We start from the raw sequence: 18,994 nt of genomic DNA on the forward strand, positions 1-18,994 counted from the left end.
CCTTCTTTCATGCCGCCTCGCGCACCGGCATCCGCAGGAGCGCCATGCGCGCATGCGCTTCCAGCTCGGCGGCGCGGTGCGCGGCCGTGTGCTCGGCCAGGATGCGTTGCCGCGCGCGCTCGCCCACCGCGCGCCGCTCTTCCTCGGGCAGCTCACGCAGCAGCCGCGTCACCTCGCGCGGCGAATCGGCCAGGAAGATCTCGCGGCCCGGCACCAGCAACGACTCGATGCCGTCCCAGCGGTCGCTCACGATCGGCGTACCGCAGGCCGCCGCCTCGAAGAGCCGCACGCTCGGCGACCAGCCCGCGCGGATCATGTCGGCGCGCGTCACGTTCAACGTGAAGCGCTGGCGGTTGTAGAACGCGCGGTGCTGCGCGGGCGGCAGGTGCGCGGTGTAGCGCACGTTGGCGGGCCACACGATGCCGTCTGGATACTGCGCGCCGGCCACCTCGAACCGGCCCCCCTGCCACTGGCGCGCGGGCTCGAGCAGCAGCGCCTCCAGTGTGGGCTGCCGGTCGTCGCTGTAGGTCCCCATGTAGCCGAGGTCGCAGTCCTGCGCCACCGGCTCGGGGAAATACAGGGCAGGATCGACCGAGCAGTAAAGCTGCCGCGCGGCCGGCGAACCGAACTCGCGCTGCAGCCGCTCCAGCGTCGGACCGCCGGTGAACGACAGGTAGAGGTCGTAGCCGGCGATCTGCCGCGCCTCGATGTAGCTCGTGCCGTCACGGCCGAGTGCCGCGAGCGTTACGGGCGTGTCGATGTCGTAGAACGCGGTGCAGCCCGAGGCCTGCGACTGCACCCAGTCGCCGACGGCGATGCCGTCGGGCACGAAGGAGCCGACGATCACGAGGTCGGCCTCGCCGACGTCCCGTGCATGCGCGCGTTGCAGCGCCGGCAGGTCCGCATAGAGCACGGTGCGTCCATGGCTCGAATCTGGCCGCTCGGGCAGGTCGCGGTGGCTCGCATACCAGGGCACGTCGCGCTCCAGGAACAGCACGTCGTGGCCGCGCCGCGCCAGTTCGCGCACGAGGCCGCGATAGGTGGTGGCGTGGCCGTTGCCCCAGGAGGACGTGATCGAGAGCCCGAGGACGACGATCTTCAACGGTTCGGTCGATGCCGCGCTCATGCCGCCACCTCCACCGCCCGCGCGGCGTCGCGGCCTTCGAGCAGCGCTTCGAGTTGTGCGGCGCGGTGCGCATAGGTGTGCTCCGCCAGCACGCGCCGGTACGCCGCCTCGCCGATGCGGCGGGCGCGCACCGGATCGAGCCGCTCGACGTGCGCCGCGACCTCCTCGCCGTTGCGCGCCACCAGCACTTCGCGCCCCGGCTCCAGGAAAAGCTCGATGCCTTCCCACGCATCGGTGATGAGGCAGGCGGCCGAACCCGCGGCCTCGAAGACGCGCGTGGCCGGCGAGAAGCCGTAGCGCGCCATGCTGTCGCGGCTGACGTTGAGCACCGCCATCGGCGAGCGGTTGAAGGCGTTGTGGTCGGCGGTGTAGACATGGCCGACGTTGCGCACGTTCGCGGGCAAGGCCTTGTCGTCCCAGCCGCTGCCGCCGAGCAGGAAGCGCCGCTCGGGCAGGAGCCCGGCCGCGCGCAGGAAGAAGGCATCGACGCGGGCTTCGCGGTCGGGCAGCCGGTTGCCGAGAAAGCCGAGGTCGGCCGCGAAGCGCGGATCGGCCTCGACCGGATGGTGGGTGTCGGGATCGAGCGCGTTGTAGATGGGCACGCAGTCGCGCGCGCCAAAGCGGCGGTAGGCCTCGACCACCGGATCGCCGCCGCCGTAGGTGAGCACCATGTCGTAGCGCGGCACCAGCGCATGGAACGGGTCGGCGAAGTCGGCCGCGAGGCGGTCGAGCGTGGCGGGTGCATCCACGTCCCAGAACACGACGCGGGTGTTCGGGCCGCGCAGGTCGAGCACGGCTTCCTCGAGCAGTTCGTCGAACACGCCCACGCCGCTGGCCTTCACCACGAGGTCGGCGCCGCGCGCATGCTCGACCATGCGGCGCGCGTTCGCGTCGCCCTCGCCCGGATAGACGATGACCTCGGCCCAGGGCGGATCGTCGATGTCGCGGTGCTGCTGTCGGCCGAAGGCATCGGGTTCGTAGAAGCGCACGCGGTGGCCGCGCGCATGCAGCGCGCGCACGATGCCCCGGTAGTAGGTGGCCGCGCCGTTCCAGTAGGCCGAGACCAGGCTGGAGGCGAAGAAGGCGATGTTCATGGGCGGGCTTGCTGGCTGGGTCATGCGGGAATGCTCCGGAGGTTGTGGGTGCGTTCGCCGTCCAGCTGCGCATGGATGGCGAGCAGTTCGTCGACGCGGTGGGCGCAGGTGTGGCGGGCGCGCACGGTGTCCAGGCCCTGCGCGATGAGCGCGCGTGCGAGCGCCGGGTCGTTCAAGAGATCGCGCAGGTGGCGCTGCATCGCGGCGCCGTCGTTCGCCACCAGGAAGTCCCGGCCCGGCACGAACAGGCCTTCGCTGTCGCGCCAGGGCGCGCTCACCAGCGGAATGCCGCAGGCCAACGCTTCGAACACACGGATCGTCGGTATGCCCGGCAGCGCCTGCACATAGGGCCGGCGCGGCACGTGCACCGTGACGCGGTGGCGCGCGAAGACCTGCGGCACGCGGTAGTTGGGGAGCCAGCCGCCGTAGTCGATGCCGGCGCTCTTCAGCCGCTCAAGCGCCTCCACCGGATAGCGCACGCCATGCACGCAGGCGCTGAGGCCGAGCGCGCGCACCGGCGCGAACAGAAACTCCTCCAGTTCGGCGGCGCGCTCGTCGTCGCCCCAGTTGCCGATCCACACCAGGTCGCTCTCGGGCGCCACGTCGTCCAACGGATGAAAGCGCCGCACATCGGCCGCCTCGTGCCAGGTCCACGCGCGGCGGCCCCAGCCGCGGCGGCGGTAGAGCTCGCGGATCACTTCGCCGAAGGCGAGCACGCCGTCGTAGTGCGAGAGGTCGTAGGCGGCCATGCCCTCGGCATCGCTCACCGAGCGGTGGTGGGTGTCGTGGAACAGCAGCCGGTAGCGGCCGCCGTCGCGGCGGTGCAGGCCGATGCGGCGCACCAGCGCATGCGGATTCCATTCATGCACGAGCACCATGTCGGCACCGGCCAGCGCTTCGTCGAGGTCCAGCGTGTCGGGGTCGAACACGGTGCTGTGCAGCTCCGGATAGGCGCGCGCGAAGCCCTCCAGCGCGTGGGCATGCTCGGCTTCGAGATTCACGCGGCTCCATGCGCCGCGCGGCTCGTACACAGCCACCTCGTGGCCGCGCGCCATCAGCTCGCTGCAGATGCCGCGCAGGAAATGGGCGTTGCCGTGGTTCCAGTCGGACACGAGCGAATGGCAGAAGATCACGAATCGCATGGGATCGCCTCCGGTTGTCGTTGCACCGGCGCCGGCATTGCCGCATCGGCCACCGCTTGCTTCGGCGCACACAGCCGCGCATAGGCGCCGAGGTAGGCCTGCACCATGCGCGAGGGCGTGAAGCAACGGGCGCGGATGCGGGCGCGCTGCGCCATCTGCTCGCGCTGCTGCGGGCCGTCGATGAGCTGCATCAGCGCCGCGCGCAAGGCGCCCGCATTGCCCGGCGGCACGTACACGGCGGCATCGCCCCACACCTCGCGCAGGCTCGGCACGTCGCCGAGCACCAGCGCGCAGCCGGAGAGCGCCGCTTCGAGGGCCGAGAGGCCGAAGGGCTCGTAGCGCGCCGGCAGTGCATAGATCGATGCCTCGGCGAACTGCGCGGCCAGCTCCGTCGGCGCGAGCTCGCCGAGCCATTGCACGGCCGAGGCCCGTACCGCCGCCGCGTTGGATGGCGCCGTGCGCCCCGGCTCCACGCGCGCGCCCGCCACGCGCACCGGCCACGGCAGGCGCGGCGCCACCGCTTCCAGCGCGGCAAGGTTCTTGGCCGGGTCCCAGAGGCGCCCGGCCGCAAGGATCACGGGCTGCTTCTCGCCCGGCCGGAAGTCCGCGGGGCTGCGTCCGTTCGGCAGCACCACCCCGCCGCGCACATGGCCGTGCTCGAAGGCCAGTGCATCGAGCATCGCCTGCGTGGGCGCACCCACCAGCGTGGCGCCGGCGAGGCCGCGGCGCACGATGTCGCGGTAGGCGTCCCATGCCGCGGGCGCGCGCTCGCCGTGCACCGCGCGCCACCAGGAGAGCACGCACGAATGCGCGACCACCAGCGTGGGCGCAGCAAAGGGCCAGGCGCCGAACGCGAACTGGTTCAGGTGAACCACGTCGGGCCGCAGCCGCGCCTCCAGGCCCAGCAGCCAGTCGCCCGCATGGCACACGTCGTCGCGGGCATCGTCCATCCATTCGAGGCGCCAACTGCTTTCATGCAGTTCCACCCCGCGCAGCGCGGCCGCTTGCGTGCGCTGAGCCGGCGAGAGCCGCGCGCCCATGGTCGCGAGCGACACGCGCATGCCGCGCCGCACCAGGCCCGCCGCAAGCTCCAGACCTTGATGCCAGACGCCGCCGACGGTATCGACCGTCATCAACACATGCCCGTTGGATTCAGCGTGCATAGATCGCATCCAGCACCTCGGCGACTTGCGCGAGCCGCGCGACTTCGGGATCGAAGCGCCCGCCCGCCGCCAGCACGCGCGCCCAGTGCACCGCCGCGCGGCCGCCCCAGGCATCGGGCGGCACGGCGAGCGGCAGCGCGCGCGTGCCCTCGAAGCGTTCGGCGATGAAGTCGTAGAACGACCCATCGATGTTGCGCATCGCGGCGCCGCCACGGGTGCCATGAAAGTGCGCCTCGATGACCGCATCGCGCCCCGCTGGCAGGTTCCACGAGCAGGCCAGCCGCACCACGCAGCCGTTGGCCAGCTCGATCTGCGCGACCGCATGGTCCTCGACCTCCGCGCTGGGCAGCACGAGCTTGCGGCCGCCGGCATGCAGGGAACTGGAGACCGACTGCACGCGCGGAAAGCCCAGCGTCCACAGCGCGAGGTCCACCATGTGGATGCCCAGGTCGATGACGCAGCCGCCGCCCGAGAGCTTCGGGTCGCGGAACCAGGGCTTGTCGGGCCCGTAGGCGTTGTGAAAGACCAGGTCGACCGCGTACACCTCGCCAATCGTGCCGGCCTCCACGCATTCGCGCACCCGCTGCATCGCCTGCGTGCGCCGGTACGACAGGTCCACGCCCAGCAGCCGGTCGGCGCGCCGCGCGGCATCGATCACGCCGCGCGTCTCGGCGGCGGTGCGCGCGAGTGGCTTCTGGCAGAACACCGCGATGCCGCGCGCGAGCGCCGCCTCGGCCTGCTGCGCATGCAGCGCGCTGGGCGTGGCGATGACCAGGCCATCCAGCGGCAGGTCGAGCAGCGCGTCGATGGAGGCGAGCGATGCGGCGCCCGGTTCGAGTTCGCGCGCCGCGTCGCGCATCTGCGCATCGGCATCGGCGATGGCGACGATTTCGGCGGCGCCATCCATCGCGATCGCCTCCATGCGGTTGCGGCCGATCCAGCCGACGCCGAGGAAGCCCAGACGCGGCCGGTGCGGCATGCGCGTGCGGGGCGAGCTCGCAGTAGGTTGCGCGGCTTCCATCACCGCGATCGGATCGGCGCTCATGCGGTCACCACCGCTTTCAGAAAACCATCGGGCCGCGTGCGCGTGAGTTCGAGCGCTTCGCCGAGGCGGTCCAGCGGCAGGCGGTGCGTGAACAGCGGCGCTGGGTCGAGCACGCCCGAGGCCATGAGATCTACCGCCTCGCGGATGCCCTGCACATAGGCGCGCGGATCGCGCTCGTGCGCATTGATGACGTCGATGCCGCGCCAGTTCCACATCTGCATGTTGACCTCGCGCTTGCCGTCCTGGTGGTAGCCCGCGACCACGAGGCGGCCGCGCTCGCCGGTGATCTCGCCCGCGAGGTCGAGCGGCCACTGCAGGCCCACGGCCTCGATGGTGCGCTCGCACATCGCGCCGCCGGTGAGGCGCCGCACTTCCTCGACGATGCGGTGGTGGTCTTCCATCGCGATGGTGTGCGCCGCGCCCATGCTGCGCGCCACCTCCAGCGAGAACGGCCGCCGCGAGATCGCGATGACCCGCGCATCGGCGCGCGCGGCGAGCCGCGTGAGGATCGCGCCCAGAAACCCGATGCCGACGATCGCCACCGTCTGGCCCGCGCGGATGTCGCTGCGCCGGAAGATGTTGACCGCGCAGCCCAGCGGCTCGCCGGGCATCGCGGCATCGGCCAGCGCGGCGGGCAGCGGCACGACGGCGCCCGCATCGGCGATGTCGTACTCCGCATGCGCGCGGTAGGTGAGCGCGGCCACGCGGTCGCCCACCGCGACGCCCTGCACGCCCTCGCCCACCGCGGCCACGCGGCCCCAGCCTTCGTGGCCCGGCGCACCGGCCGGTTGCGGATAGTCGAACCATTCGCGGCCTTCCCAGAGCGGAAGGCTCGATGCGCAGACGCCCGAGCCCTCCAGCTTGAGCAGCAACTGGCCGGGTCCGGGCTCGGGCACCGGCACGCGTTGCAGCGCAACCTGGCGCGGCGAGGTGATGACGCTTGCGTACATGCTCACCTCCCCGTGACAGCCAGCGTCGGCCGTCGCGACGTGGGTTGGCGCAACGCCGCCTGCGGCAACGGCTGCGCACGCATCTCGCGCAGCCAGCCATGCAGCCGCTCCACGCCCTGGCGCGCATCGACCGCCGGCCGCCAGCCGGTGGCCGCCTGGAAGGCGCGCGTGTCCGAGACGTAGTAGCGCTGGTCGCCGGTGCGCCAGCCCTCGTGCGCGGTCTCGGGCCGCTGCCCTTCGAGCGCGCCGATCATGTCGATGAGTTCCAGCAGGCTCACCACATTGCCCGGCCCGCCGCCGATGTTGAACACGCGCCCCGCGAGCGCATCGATGCCGCGGCGTGCGCGCAGGAAGGCATCGACGAGATCGTCGACGAAGAGGATGTCGCGCACCTGCCGGCCGTCGCCGAACAGCGTGATCGGTTCGCCCGCCAGCGCGCGCAGCAAAAAGTGCGCGACCCAGCCCTGGTCCTCGGTGCCGAACTGGCGCCAGCCGTAGATGCAGCTCATGCGGAACACCACGGTGCGCAGGCCGTAGCTGCGCGCGTAGTCGCGCACGTACTGATCGGCGGTGCCCTTGGAGCAGCCGTAGGGGCTGTGGAAATCCAGCGGGCGCGTCTCGGCGATGCCGTGCGCGGCGATGTCCGCATCGGCCGGGCCGTAGCGCTGGCCGTCCAGTTCCAGCGCCACGTCGTCCAGGCCGCCATACACCTTGTTGGTCGAGGTCATGACCAGCGAGGGCGGCGCCGGCTGCGCGCGCGCGGCCTCCAGCACATTGAGCGTGCCCAGCGCGTTGACGGCGAAGTCCTCGCGCGGATCGTCCAGGCTGGTGGTCACCGCCACCTGCGCGGCGAAGTGGAAGACGTGGTCCGCGCGAGCCACGGCGCGCTCGACCGCATCGGCATCGCGCACGTCGGCCACCATCACGTCGAGGCCGTGCGGATGCGTCTGCTGCAGCCACGCCAGGTTGCGTTCAACGCCGGGCCGCGAGAGGTTGTCGAACACCAGCACGCGCTGCCCTTCGGACAAGAGCCGGTGCGCCAGGTTCGCGCCCACGAAGCCCGCGCCGCCGGTGATGAGCGTGGCGCGCCCGCCGCCGTTCAGCGCGCGACGCCGCGAAGCCGCCGCCGAATCGATTGCATCGCGGCCGTTCATATGGCGAGCCCGCGTGCGGTGAGTTCGGCGCTGGCCTGCGCCACGCGGTCCACGGCGGCCTGGCCTTCGAGCCAGGCGGCGAGTTCGGCCAGGCCGTCTTCCAGCGTCACGCGCGGCGTGTAGCCGAGCACCTTGCGCGCCTTGGCGATGTCGGCATAGCAATGGCGGATGTCGCCGACGCGGTACTTGCCGGTGATCTCGGGCGCGAGGTGCTCCTTGCCGACGGCCTGCGCCACGCGCTGCGCGATGTCGCGCACGCTGCGCGCCTCGCCGCTGCCGACGTTGAAGACCTCGCCCGCGGCGGCCGGCATTTCCAGCGCGAGGCGGCAGGCGCGCGCGATGTCGTACACGCTCACGAAGTCGCGCTGCTGGTGGCCGTCTTCGAAGATCTTCGGCGGGCTGTCGTTCAGGAGGCGCGCCGCGAAGATCGCGAGCACGCCGGTGTAGGGATTCGAGAGCGCCTGGCGCGGCCCATAGGCGTTGAAGAAGCGCAGCGCCACCGTCGGAATGCCGTAGGCGCGGCCGGTCATGAGGCCCATGCGCTCCTGGTCGAACTTGGACAGCGCATACACCGAGGCGAGCGCGGGCGCCTTGTCCTCGGGCGTGGGCGCGGGCTGCAGCGCGATGCCGTCTTCGTCGCGCCATTCCCAGTCGCCGCGGCGCAGTTGCTCCAGGCTGCGCTCCTGCACCGTGCGCAGTTCGCCGCCGGCGGTGCGGTAGAGGCCTTCGCCGTAGAGGCTCATGCTCGACGCGACCACCAGGCGCTTGACCGGCCGCTCGATCAGCGCTTCCATCAGTACCGCGGTCCCGAGGTTGTTCACCCGCGTGTAGTGCGCGACCTCGTACATGCTCTGCCCGACGCCCACGGCCGAAGCGAGGTGGTAGACCGCGTCGATGCCGCGCAGCGCGTTGCGCACCGCCGCGGGATCGCACACGTCGCCGGTCACCAGCTCGACGTCGGGCTCCAGGTAGTCGGGCCGCTTCGCGTCTTCGCCGTGCACCTGCGGCGCGAGGTTGTCCAGAACGCGGACGCGGTAGCCATGGGAGAGCAGCTCGTCCGCAAGGTGCGAGCCGATGAAACCGGCCCCGCCGGTGATGAGAATGTGCTGAGACATGGAACCCCTTCGTGCTTTGAGTTCGCCGTCGTGGCCATCGGAAAAAAAACGGGTCGTTGTGACGGCGGCGAAGCTTCAAATTCGCAGCCGCCATCGAGCGCGCATGTGCGAAGGTACTTACCTGTGTGTAGGTCCTTTTCCCTGTTACGCCACGGCTGAGTTGGGTCTTTGCATCAGTGCCGGATTTGTGCGCGCAGGCGCGTAGATTGCCAAGGAACAAAGCTTCCTTTTTTTCTCCACGGCACCACGCCGCGCGCTCCGCGCCGCGGCATCACCAAGGGTCTTCAACATGAGCAAGATACGCGTCGCGATCATCGGTGTGGGCAACTGCGCCTCGTCCCTCGTGCAGGGCGTTCACTTCTACGGCGATGCCAAGGGCACCGACTTCATTCCGGGCCTGATGCACCCCGACCTCGCCGGCTATCACCCCGGCGACATCGAGTTCAGCGCCGCCTTCGACGTGCATGCACAGAAGGTGGGCCGCGACCTCGGCGAGGCCATCTACACCGCCCCCAACAACACGATGCGCTTTGCCGACGTGCCGCCGCTGGGCGTCACGGTGCAGCGCGGCGCGCTGCACGACGGCATCGGCGCGTACCTGAAGAACGTGGTGCCGGTCGCACGCGGCAAGGCGGGCAATGTGGCGAAGATCCTGCGCGACACCGGCACCGACGTGGTGGTTTCCTACCTGCCTGTCGGCTCGCAGAAAGCCACCGAGTGGTATGCCGGGCAGGTCATCGAGGCGGGCTGCGCCTTCGTCAACTGCGTGCCGGTGTTCATTGCTTCGCGCCCTGCGTGGGAGCAGCGCTTTGCGGCGCGCGGCCTGCCGGTGATCGGCGACGACATCAAGTCGCAGGTGGGCGCGACCATCGTGCACCGCATCCTCACCGACCTCTTCCGCAAGCGCGGCGTGCGGCTGGACCGCACCTATCAGTTGAACTTCGGCGGCAACACCGACTTCCTCAACATGCTGGAGCGCGAGCGGCTGCTCTCCAAGAAGATCTCCAAGACCCAGGCGGTGACCAGCCAACTGGGCCACCCGATGCGCGCAAGCGACGTGCACGTGGGCCCGAGCGACCATGTGCCGTGGCTGGACGACCGCAAGTGGTGCTACATCCGCATGGAGGGCACCACCTTCGGCAACGTGCCGCTGCAGTGCGAGGTGAAGCTGGAGGTGTGGGACTCGCCCAACTCCGCGGGCGTGGTGATCGATGCGGTGCGCTGCGCGAAGCTCGCGCTCGACCGCGGCATCGGCGGCGCGGTGCTCGCGCCGTCGAGCTACTTCATGAAGTCGCCGCCGCAACAGTTCACCGACGACGAGGCGCGCGAGCTGGTCGAGGCCTTCATCCGCGGCGATGCGGCCGGCCAGGGTGCGGCCGCGGGCCGTCCGGCTGCTGCTGCAAGTGCCGACGCGCCGTCCGCCCATGCCCGCCGCAGGAGCAAGGTCGCATGATCGAAGCCGTCAAGTTCTGGAACGAGCCCAACAACAAGTCGCACTGGGACCTGGAGCTCGACCCCGACTGGTCGGCCTACGCGCGCATGGTGACGCTCGCCTCCGCCGCGGTGCGTGCGGAGAACGGCGCGCTCACGCAGGTGCTTGGCGGCATCTCGCCGATCGATGCGGTGTTCATGGCGAGCCTGCGCGACCGCGGCGTGCTCGACGGGCTCGATGCGGTGGCGGTGCACGGCTTTCCGCTCGACTGGAATCACTGGCCGATCGACGAATGGCCGCGGCGCATTGCCGAGATCGAGGCGGTCACGCACCTGCCGGTATGGGTGACCGAGGTGGGCGTGTCGACCTTCGGCGCCGAGGAGGTGCAGGAGTTCGGCCTTCGCCGCACCGCGCAGTTGCTGATGGGCCGCGTGCCGCGCATCTTCTGGTATTCGCTCTACGACCTGCCCGCGGCCTGGCCCGCGACCACGCGGCACCGCGAGGCCGAGGGCTCGAGCTACTACCGCCACTTCCACATGGGCCTGCTGCGCGAGGACGGCACGCCCAAGCTGGCCTGCGACCAGTTCGCGGCCTTCACGCCCGAGTTCGGCATCTGCCAGTGGTTCCACTTCGAGGACCACCGCCTCGACGACGCGGTGCGCTGGCTCAACCAGCTCGGCGTGCGGCGCCTGCGCACCGGCTTGAGTTGGGCCGACAGCTTCCGCCCCGATGCCGACCGCTGGTTCGACCGCCAGATGCGCGCGCTCGAAGGCTTCGACGTGACGCTCACCTTCTGCTTCACGCCCGAGCACCGCGGCATCGCGCCGCACCACACGAGCCCGCCGCAGCAGCCCGAAGAGTTCGCGGAGTTCTGCGCGCGGATGGTGCGGCGCTATGCGTCCAGCCGCGCATGCACGGTGGCGCCGCCGGTCGAGGTGGCCGGCACGACACCCGAGCGCCTCGCGCTGCGCTGAGCGGGCGGCAGCTCGCCGGCCGAGAGCAGGCCATCGAAGTAGTCGATGGTCTTGCGCAGGCCCTCCTGCAGCTGGATGTGCGGCTCCCAGCCGAACATCGAGCGCGCCAGGCGCACGTCGGGGCGGCGCTGCATCGGGTCGTCCGAAGGCAGCGGCGCAAAGGCGATGCGCGAGGTCGAGCCGGTCAGGCGGATCACCTCCTCGGCCAGTTCGCGCACGGTGAATTCGCCGGGGTTGCCGATGTTCACCGGCCCGGGTGCGCCCGGCTCCGCCTCCATGAACCGCAGCAGCCCTTCGACGAGGTCGTCCACGAAGCAGAAGCTGCGCGTCTGCAGGCCGTCGCCGTACACGGTGATCGGGTCGCCGCGCAGCGCCTGCACGATGAAGTTCGACACCACGCGCCCGTCGCGCGGATGCATGCGCGGGCCGTAGGTGTTGAAGATGCGCGCCACGCGGATGTCCACGCCATGCTGGCGGTGGTAGTCGAAGAAGAGCGTCTCGGCGCAGCGCTTGCCTTCGTCGTAGCAGCTGCGCACGCCGATGGGGTTGACCTTGCCCCAGTAGCTCTCGGGCTGCGGATGCACGTCGGGGTCGCCGTACACCTCGCTGGTCGAGGCCTGCAGGATGCGCGCATGCACCCGCTTGGCAAGGCCCAGCATGTTGATCGCGCCGTGCACGCTGGTCTTGGTGGTCTGCACCGGATCGTGCTGGTAGTGCACCGGCGAGGCGGGACATGCGAGGTTGTAGATCTGGTCGACCTCCACGTACAGCGGCAGCGTCACATCGTGGCGCATGAGCTCGAAACGCGGATCGCCGAGCAGGTGCTCGATGTTGCGGCGCGTGCCGGTGAAGAAGTTGTCGGCGCACAGCACCTCGTGGCCGCGCGCGAGCAGGCGCTCGCACAAGTGACTGCCGAGGAAGCCGGCGCCGCCGGTGACCAGCACGCGGCGTTGGTTGTTGTAGAGACGCATGGTGTTTGCTCCTTCTTGTTGGTGTGTGTTGCGAGTGAGGCCGGGTGTGTGCGTCGCGTCAGCGACCGATGGCCAGGTAGTCGAAACCCTGGGTGCGGATCTCGGGCTCGTAGAGGTTGCGGCCGTCGAAGATCACCGGCTGGCGCAGCGCCGCCTTGAGCGCGCTGAAGCTCGGGCTCTTGAAGACCTTCCAGTCGGTGAGGATCACCAGCGCATCGGCATCCGCCACGGCCTCCATCGGCGCATCGACATAGCGCAGCCGCGCAAGCAGCTCGGGCATGCCGTCCAGGTCGCCGGCGAGCGCCTCGCGGGCCTGCGCCATCGCCACCGGGTCGTGCGCCACCACCTCGGCGCCGCGCTGCAGCAGCGCCTTCACCACCACGCGGCTGGGTGCCTCGCGCATGTCGTCGGTGTCGGGCTTGAAGGCCAGGCCCCACACGCCGAAGCGCCGGCCGCGCAGGTCCTGGCCGAAACGCTGCACGATCTTGTCGACCAGCACGTGCTTCTGCGCATCGTTGACCGCGCGCACCGCCTCCAGCACCTTCAGGCGCTGGCCGTGCACGGCCGCGGTGTGCACCAGCGCCTGCACGTCCTTCGGAAAGCAGCTGCCGCCATAGCCCAGGCCCGCATAGAGAAAGCTGTAGCCGATGCGCGGGTCCGAGCCGACGCCGCGGCGCACCTGCTCGATGTCGACGCCGACCTTCTCCGCGAGGTTGGCGAGCTCGTTCATGAAGCTGATGCGCGTGGCCAGCATGGCGTTGGCGGCGTACTTGGTGAACTCCGCGGCCTTCACGTCCATGTGGATCATGCGGTCGCGCTGGCGATTGAACGGCGCGTACAGCCGCGTCATCACCTCGCGCGCCTGCTGGCCCGCTTCGCCCGGTTCGGTGCCGACGACGATGCGGTCGGGCCGCATGAAATCGTCCACCGCCGCACCCTCCTTCAGGAACTCCGGGTTCGACACGATGGCCACCGGCAGCGCGAGCAGGCCGCTGCCCGCGGCATGGTCGCCGTCGCTGCGGCGCTTCGACAGCTCTTCCTCGATGGCCGCGCGCAGCTTGCCGGCGGTGCCGACCGGCACGGTGGACTTCTCGACCACCACCTTGAAGCCCTGCATGTGCCGCCCGATGCTGCGGCCGGCCGCGAGCACGTACTGCAGGTCGGCGCTGCCGTCTTCGCCGGGCGGCGTGCCCGCGGCGATGAAGATCAGGTCCCCGTGGTGCACCGCGCGCGCCACGTCGGTGGTGAAGTGCAGGCGGCCGGTGCGCACGTTGCGCTCGATGAGCTGCGGCAGCCCGTCCTCGTGGATCGGGACGCCGCCCGAGCGAAGAATGCCGACCTTGCGTTCGTCCACGTCGAAGCAGACCACTTCGTTGCCGATTTCCGCGAGGCAGCTGCCTGTGACGAGGCCGACATAGCCGGTGCCGAGTACCGAGATTTTCATGAAGAACAATGCCTGGACAAGAGGTTGCGATGCATTCGTTGCGCCGGCAAAACCGCATCTGCGTTGCAGTTGTGCCGCGATGGAAAAAACCTAGCAGAAAAAAATCGCGCGGCAAGCAGGACGGTGCCTTCGCGCGTTCGGGTTCGCATTGATGAGCGCAGCATCGGCGCAACACAGCGGCGCATCGCGCACGCGGGCATCCGGATTGCCTGCGAGGGACACACACCATCGATGGACACCTGGACACCCAACTTCAGCTGGATCACGCCGCAGCTCGCGGTGGGCGGCAGCTTTCCCGCGGCGCATGCCGAGCGCCTGGCCACCGAGCACGGCATCCGCGCGGTGGTCGACCTGCGCGGTGAAGCGCAGGACGACGAGGTGCTCATGCGCCGCCACGGCATCGCGCTGCTGCACCTGCCCACGCCCGACATGTGCGGCGTGGCGCCGGCGCACCTGGACGACGGCGTGGCCTTCGCCTGCGAATGGATCGACCGCGGCGAGCGGGTGCTCATCCACTGCGAGCACGGCATCGGCCGTTCGGCCACGCTCGCGCTCTGCGTGATGGTGAGCCGGGGCGCGGCGCCGCTCGATGCGCTGGAGCAGATGAAGACGCGCCGCGCGCTGGTGTCGCCCTCGCCCGAGCAGTTCGCCTGCTGGTGCGGCTGGCTCGAGCAACACCGCATGCGGCTGCGCGCCGCATGGCGCGTGCCCGAATTCGACGCCTTCCAGGCCATCGCCTACCGGCACCTGCGGACCGGCTGAGATGCTGGTCTTCGGCGATGCCACGCAGCGCGAAACCGTCGCTTGCAAGCTCGACCGGCTGCGGACGATGCTGGCGCAAGCGCAGGGTTCGCCGCTTGGCATCGAGCGCCATGCACGGCTGGTCGCCGCGCTGATCGAGGCCGGCGAGCTCGCCCAGGGCATCGCCGATGCGCACTTCCATGCGAACGGCGGACACGATGCGCCCTCGCAGGACGTGGACGCGGCCATGGCCATCGCGCTGATGCTCGCGCGCCTGTGCGCGCACTCCTGGCACAGCGGTTTGCGCGGTGCGCTCCCTTCGCGCATGCCGTCGATCGAAGGCTGGGCGGCGCACCTGCCGGCCATGGACATCGAGGTGCGGCAGCCCGAAGGCTATGCGTTCTATGCGCTTTATCCCGAGTGCTATCTCGCGGCCGCGTGCCAACTGGGCGCCGGGCCGTGGCGGGTCATCGGCCTGCGCAGCATCGGCACCAGCCTCGCGGCCATCGCGGCCGCGGCGCTCGGCGATCCGCGGCCGGTCACGCTGCGGCCGGTGGGCCATCCCTTCGGGCGGCGGGTGGCATGGCGCGCCGCGCCGCGCACCGAACCTTCGCTGCACCACGCCATCGTCGACGAAGGGCCGGGCCTCTCAGGCTCCTCGATGGCGGCGGTGATCCGGCTGCTGCGCGAAGAGGAAGGCGTGGCGCCGCAGCGCATCCACCTGTTCACGGCGCATGCGCGCGGGCCCGGTGCAGAGGCGAGCCCGCAGGTGCGTGCGCTGTGGGCGCAGGCGACTTCGCATGCGGCCGATTTCGATGCGGTGATCCTGCATGCCGCCGAGCCCGCGCACCGGTTGCAGACCTGGGTGGAGGCGTGCGTGGGATCGTTGCGCGCACCGCTTCGCGCAATCGATGGCGGCGGCTGGCGCCAGGCGCACCGCATGGCCGAGGCATCGTGGCCGCCGGTCCATCCCTGGCAGGAGCGCCGAAAGTTCCTCGCAGAGGCCGAGAGCGGCACCTGGCTCGTGAAGTTCGCGGGCCTCGGCCATCGCGCGGAAGAACGGATCGCATGCGCCGAGGCGTTGGCCCGCGCGGGTTTCTGCCCCGAGGTCGCGGGCGCCTGCCACGGCTTTCTCATCGAGCGCTGGCACGGCGGCATGACGCCGCTCTCGCAAGAGCGGCTGCATGAGCCGGCCCTGCGCACGCGGCTGCTCGCGCGCACCGCCGACTACCTCGCATTCCGCGCACGCACCTTGGCCATGCCGCAGAGCGGCGCTTCATTGCGCGCGCTGTGCGACATGGGCCGGCACAACACCGTCGAAGCGCTCGGCACCGGATCGGATGCGCCCTGGGAGCGCCATCTCGCCGCGGCCGCACGGCTGCAGGCGCGCGTGCGCCCGGTGCGCACCGACAGCCGCCTGCAGCCTTGGGAGTGGCTCGACGACGGCGTTCGCCTGCTGAAGACCGACGCCATCGACCACCACGCCGGCCACGACCTCATCGGCTGCCAGGACGTGGCCTGGGACGTGGCTGGTGCGCGAACCGAATACGCACTCGGCGACGATGAAATCGGGGAGTTGCTGCAGGCCATGGCCGCGCGCGGCCGCCCGGTGGACGCCGCGCTGATCGATGTTTATTCGGTCGCCTATCCGGCCTTCCAGCTCGGCCATGCAAGCCTTGCGTCGCGCGACACCGCGGATGCCGCAGACCGCGAGCGCCTGGAGCGTCGGTTGCGCCAGCTCACCGGCGCGCTGCAGGCCCGCCTCGCGCAGCCGCCGCGCTGATCGGCAACCCGTGCGGGCATCGCTGCCGCAAGTTTTACCTGCGATGGCGCTCTTTCATGCAAGCCCGGCGAGCTTCGTCGGCTCGCGCGGCACGGTCTCCTGAACCCTGAAAGCCCAGAACGCCGTCGTGAGCCGGCGGGGCACGCCGCCGTCCAGGCAGCTCTCGATCTTGCGGCCCAGGGGCGTCAGCGCCTCGACGACCACGACCGTTCGCCCCTCGCGCTGCTCGGTGTGCGCGCGGATGTGTCCCATGCGCTGCATCGCCTGCAGCATCGCGACCCGCTCGGGGTTGTCTTCGACGTGGGGCAGCGGCCCTTTCGCAAGCTGCGACAGACAGGCGGCGGTGTTCATGGCGGTCTCCTCTGCATTGGTGTGCAAACGGCAGAGCAACGCGCGTGCCTACGGACGGCGCGGCGCATCGCATGCGGGACCGACGAGCGCATCAGCGCTCTTCCTACGCGGCGGGCGCCTTCTGCCTAGAGCATGCGTCGGTCTGGCGGCGTTCCACCAGGCCTTTTCGACCACCACCCCACCCAGGAGAAATTTCATGAGCACCACCTTGCGCAGCAACGCGACGACCGAGGCCCGCGCCCTCGGCATTGCCGATTGGATCGCCTTGATCCTGATGATCGTCGGCGCCATCAACTGGGGCCTTGTCGGCGCCTTCGGCTTCGACCTCGTGGCCGCCCTCTTCGGAGAGATGTCCATGGCCAGCCGCATCGTCTACGTGCTGGTCGGGCTCGCCGGCCTGTACGGCCTGAGCATGCCGATGCGGCTCGCACCGCGGGTGCACTGATCGCGGCGCAAAAAAAAAGCGGACCGCCGGTCCGCTTTTTTCATCAAGTTGCCTGCGCTCGCGCGCGGGCTCATGAGTTCTTGTGGCTCTGGCGTCCGGCGTCGGCATGCTGCTGCGAAGTGCCGCCGCGTGTGCCGCCCGACTGCTCCTGCTGGGTCTGCTGGCCCGAACTGTTCTTGTGGCTTTGCTGCCCCGCCTTGACGTGCTGCTCGTGCGAGCCGCCGCGGGTGCCGCCACCCTGCTGCTGCTGCTGGCTGTTGCTGTTGTCCTGCGAACTCTTGTTGGCCATGGAAGCTCCTTTCGGTTTCGGTATGGAAGTAGAAGAAGGAAAACGCGCCGCACCATTGCCGCGCGCAAGAGAAACCGTAGTTTTCGCTGGTGCGCGCCTTGTAGGAAATCTTCGACGGCGGCCGACGGAAAAGGCTCGCTCGCGCAGGGCTCGGCGCGCGGGTGCGCCCCATGGAGCGATCGTCCGGAGGATGCGAACTCGAAAGCGCGCCCTCCTACACAGCGCTCGCGCAGGGCTGGCTAGCGTGGAGACACATCGCACACCTCACCTGGAGCATCCATGAGCAACAAGCCCACTTCCGACGACCCGTCCAACACAGGCCAACTGCCCGCGCAGAAGGCCATGAAGCAGTTCCAGAAAACACCTGCCGAACGCAACGAGCCCGTCGGCCCGAACGACGGCCCGGCGCTGACCCAACGCAACAAACCCGAGGGCACCCGCCCCGGCGATGCCGGCGTGGGCGAGACGGACAACCAGGGGAGTTCGCCGTATGGCGATCGGAGCCGGACGGAAAAAGCGCAGCGCGAGCCCTGAGTCTTCGCATGGCCGAGCGGTGGCGCAGGAACGCCGCTTGCCGCAAGCCGGCCATGGCACGCTACCCACGCAGACACCATGAGTGAGCGCAAAGACGACACCGCATTCCTCGCCTGGAAGGAAGCGCATTGCAAGGCCGCCGAGGCCGACTTCCGCTTGAGCCTCGGCCTGCACCTTGCGATGCCCTCGATGCAGCGCGAGGCCGAGATGGAGGAAGTGCAGCGCCTCAAGCGCGTCGCGTCCGAAAAGCTGCAGCGCTTCCTGGAACAAAGGCACCCGCGCAAAAGCTGCCCCTCCTAGCTCATGCGAGACCGCATTCGGCGAGCGTGTGGCGCATGCCGACAGGGCCGGAAGACGCCGTGAATCCTTCGCTTCAACCGAGCTTGCCGCGCAGCACCTCGTAGCAGTGGCGGTAGGTGCTGCTGCTCGGATGAATGCCGTCGGCGGCGAAATAGCGCAGCGGGTCGCGCGAGAACACGTCGTCGCGCGCCTCGCGGAAAAAGTCCAGATAGCACCCGTCGTGGCGCTGCGCCGCCGCGAAGAACAGCCGGCGCGCACGGCGCACCCGCGCGCTGACCCACCATGACCAGGGCGGCACGAAAAGCGGCGCCAGGCCCATGTTCGCGACGCCGAGCCACACGACCGTCCGCGCACGCGGTGCGAGGTCGGCCATGACGGCATCGGCGTCGCGCGCGATCTGCGCCATGCGGCGGCGGCGCAGGATGTCGTTGCCGCCTGCGACGATCACGGCCACATCGAAGCCGGCGCCGGCGGCTTGCACTTGGGCCTGCACGTCGGCGAGCATCGCGCCGCTGCGGGCGAGGTTGCGCACCTCTGCATCGGGGAAATCGGCTGCGATGAGTCCGGCAAGCGAATGCCGCGGGCCACCGGCGCCTACGCCGAGCGCGGCGCTGTCGCCCACGAGCAGGAGGCGCATCGAAGGCGTCGATGCGGGCTCCGGCGCATCGTGCGCCTCGGCCCGCTTCGCCGGGGCCGTGCGCAAGGCGTTCCGCACGCGCGCCCATTGAACGAGCGTGCTGGAGGCGGCGGCCGCGCACAACGCCAGCGCCGCCGCGCCGACGGCCAGGGCCGTGGCGGAACGGGGGCGCTGCGCGAGCGGCGGTATCTGCAGGTCGAGTGGGTTCGACATCGCTGCCACCCTTGCACCGATGACCGCTGGCAGGGTCGGCAAGTCATGGGATGCGGTGTCAGTCACCGGCCCACGCGCACAGGTGGCGGCA

The 18,994-nt window shown here is 70.2% G+C and carries 20 protein-coding genes; 7 read left to right on the forward strand and 13 right to left on the reverse strand.

Features of this window, described 5'->3' with window-relative positions; genetic code table 11:
• Window positions 1-7 precede the first annotated feature (7 nt).
• The 8 genes from QF040_RS11585 to QF040_RS11620 are packed head-to-tail and all read right to left on the reverse strand — an operon-like array spanning window position 8 to window position 8,789.
• Window positions 8-1,126: a CgeB family protein gene (locus tag QF040_RS11585; RefSeq protein WP_429611149.1), complete on the reverse strand. Its 1,119-nt coding sequence runs from the start codon at window positions 1,124-1,126 to the stop codon at window positions 8-10.
• A complete protein-coding gene (locus tag QF040_RS11590) occupies window positions 1,123-2,244 on the reverse strand; it encodes a CgeB family protein (RefSeq protein WP_429611150.1) in 1,122 nt (373 codons plus the stop codon). Before QF040_RS11590 ends, QF040_RS11585 begins: the two co-directional genes overlap by 4 nt.
• Entirely contained in the window at window positions 2,241-3,362 is a 1,122-nt protein-coding gene (locus QF040_RS11595) for a CgeB family protein (protein ID WP_429611151.1), read from the reverse strand. The genes QF040_RS11590 and QF040_RS11595 overlap by 4 nt, the downstream gene beginning before the upstream one ends.
• A complete protein-coding gene (locus QF040_RS11600; RefSeq protein ID WP_429611152.1) occupies window positions 3,350-4,525 on the reverse strand; it encodes a glycosyltransferase family 4 protein in 1,176 nt (391 codons plus the stop codon). Before QF040_RS11600 ends, QF040_RS11595 begins: the two co-directional genes overlap by 13 nt.
• Entirely contained in the window at window positions 4,515-5,570 is a 1,056-nt protein-coding gene (locus QF040_RS11605; protein WP_429611153.1) for a Gfo/Idh/MocA family protein, read from the reverse strand. Before QF040_RS11605 ends, QF040_RS11600 begins: the two co-directional genes overlap by 11 nt.
• Window positions 5,567-6,520, reverse strand: a complete 954-nt coding sequence (locus QF040_RS11610; RefSeq protein WP_429611154.1) for an MDR/zinc-dependent alcohol dehydrogenase-like family protein — start codon at window positions 6,518-6,520, stop codon at window positions 5,567-5,569. The genes QF040_RS11605 and QF040_RS11610 overlap by 4 nt, the downstream gene beginning before the upstream one ends.
• 2 nt (window positions 6,521-6,522) lie before the next feature.
• On the reverse strand, window positions 6,523-7,674 hold the full coding sequence (locus QF040_RS11615) for an NAD-dependent epimerase/dehydratase family protein (RefSeq protein WP_429611155.1): 1,152 nt from the start codon (window positions 7,672-7,674) through the stop codon (window positions 6,523-6,525).
• Window positions 7,671-8,789 (reverse strand): NAD-dependent epimerase/dehydratase family protein, encoded by a 1,119-nt coding sequence (locus tag QF040_RS11620; RefSeq protein WP_013541469.1) that lies wholly within the window; start codon window positions 8,787-8,789, stop codon window positions 7,671-7,673. Before QF040_RS11620 ends, QF040_RS11615 begins: the two co-directional genes overlap by 4 nt.
• A 289-nt stretch (window positions 8,790-9,078) precedes the next feature.
• Between QF040_RS11620 and QF040_RS11625 the strand changes: the two genes are divergently transcribed.
• Together QF040_RS11625 and QF040_RS11630 are read left to right on the forward strand one after the other, a co-directional pair.
• On the forward strand, window positions 9,079-10,242 hold the full coding sequence (locus tag QF040_RS11625; RefSeq protein ID WP_429611156.1) for an inositol-3-phosphate synthase: 1,164 nt from the start codon (window positions 9,079-9,081) through the stop codon (window positions 10,240-10,242).
• Window positions 10,239-11,195: a beta-xylosidase gene (locus QF040_RS11630; protein WP_429611157.1), complete on the forward strand. Its 957-nt coding sequence runs from the start codon at window positions 10,239-10,241 to the stop codon at window positions 11,193-11,195. Before QF040_RS11625 ends, QF040_RS11630 begins: the two co-directional genes overlap by 4 nt.
• On the opposite strand, the gene QF040_RS11635 is transcribed toward QF040_RS11630, so the two are convergent.
• Window positions 11,114-12,166 carry a UDP-glucuronic acid decarboxylase family protein gene (locus QF040_RS11635; protein WP_429611158.1) on the reverse strand — a complete coding sequence of 351 codons (1,053 nt, stop codon included), beginning with the start codon at window positions 12,164-12,166 and terminating at the stop codon, window positions 11,114-11,116. The genes QF040_RS11630 and QF040_RS11635 overlap by 82 nt on opposite strands.
• A 58-nt stretch (window positions 12,167-12,224) precedes the next feature.
• Window positions 12,225-13,610 (reverse strand): UDP-glucose dehydrogenase family protein, encoded by a 1,386-nt coding sequence (locus tag QF040_RS11640; protein WP_429611159.1) that lies wholly within the window; start codon window positions 13,608-13,610, stop codon window positions 12,225-12,227.
• Between the two features lie 231 nt (window positions 13,611-13,841).
• On the opposite strand from QF040_RS11640, the gene QF040_RS11645 reads away from it, so the two are divergent.
• Window positions 13,842-14,372: a protein-tyrosine phosphatase family protein gene (locus QF040_RS11645; RefSeq protein WP_429611160.1), complete on the forward strand. Its 531-nt coding sequence runs from the start codon at window positions 13,842-13,844 to the stop codon at window positions 14,370-14,372.
• Window position 14,373: 1 nt separating this feature from the next.
• On the forward strand, window positions 14,374-16,134 hold the full coding sequence (locus QF040_RS11650; RefSeq protein WP_429611161.1) for a hypothetical protein: 1,761 nt from the start codon (window positions 14,374-14,376) through the stop codon (window positions 16,132-16,134).
• A gap of 54 nt (window positions 16,135-16,188) precedes the next feature.
• On the opposite strand, the gene QF040_RS11655 is transcribed toward QF040_RS11650, so the two are convergent.
• Window positions 16,189-16,485, reverse strand: a complete 297-nt coding sequence (locus QF040_RS11655) for a hypothetical protein (protein ID WP_429611162.1) — start codon at window positions 16,483-16,485, stop codon at window positions 16,189-16,191.
• A 196-nt stretch (window positions 16,486-16,681) separates the two neighbouring features.
• Here QF040_RS11655 and QF040_RS11660 point away from each other — a divergent pair, with 196 nt between their 5' ends.
• On the forward strand, window positions 16,682-16,930 hold the full coding sequence (locus QF040_RS11660) for a DUF378 domain-containing protein (protein ID WP_013541461.1): 249 nt from the start codon (window positions 16,682-16,684) through the stop codon (window positions 16,928-16,930).
• A 70-nt stretch (window positions 16,931-17,000) separates the two neighbouring features.
• Here QF040_RS11660 and QF040_RS11665 read toward each other — a convergent pair whose 3' ends face one another.
• Entirely contained in the window at window positions 17,001-17,219 is a 219-nt protein-coding gene (locus tag QF040_RS11665) for a hypothetical protein (protein WP_429611163.1), read from the reverse strand.
• Window positions 17,220-17,498: 279 nt separating this feature from the next.
• Between QF040_RS11665 and QF040_RS11670 the strand changes: the two genes are divergently transcribed.
• On the forward strand, window positions 17,499-17,753 hold the full coding sequence (locus QF040_RS11670; RefSeq protein ID WP_429611164.1) for a hypothetical protein: 255 nt from the start codon (window positions 17,499-17,501) through the stop codon (window positions 17,751-17,753).
• Window positions 17,754-17,831: 78 nt separating this feature from the next.
• Complete coding sequence (locus QF040_RS11675; protein WP_429611165.1) at window positions 17,832-18,053, forward strand: hypothetical protein; 222 nt, start codon at window positions 17,832-17,834, stop codon at window positions 18,051-18,053.
• A gap of 73 nt (window positions 18,054-18,126) precedes the next feature.
• On the opposite strand, the gene QF040_RS11680 is transcribed toward QF040_RS11675, so the two are convergent.
• Complete coding sequence (locus QF040_RS11680) at window positions 18,127-18,903, reverse strand: GDSL-type esterase/lipase family protein (RefSeq protein WP_429611166.1); 777 nt, start codon at window positions 18,901-18,903, stop codon at window positions 18,127-18,129.
• Between the last annotated feature and the right edge of the window lie 91 nt (window positions 18,904-18,994).

Source organism: Variovorax sp. W2I14, from assembly GCF_050435205.1.
GTDB lineage: Bacteria > Pseudomonadota > Gammaproteobacteria > Burkholderiales > Burkholderiaceae_C > Variovorax > Variovorax paradoxus_C.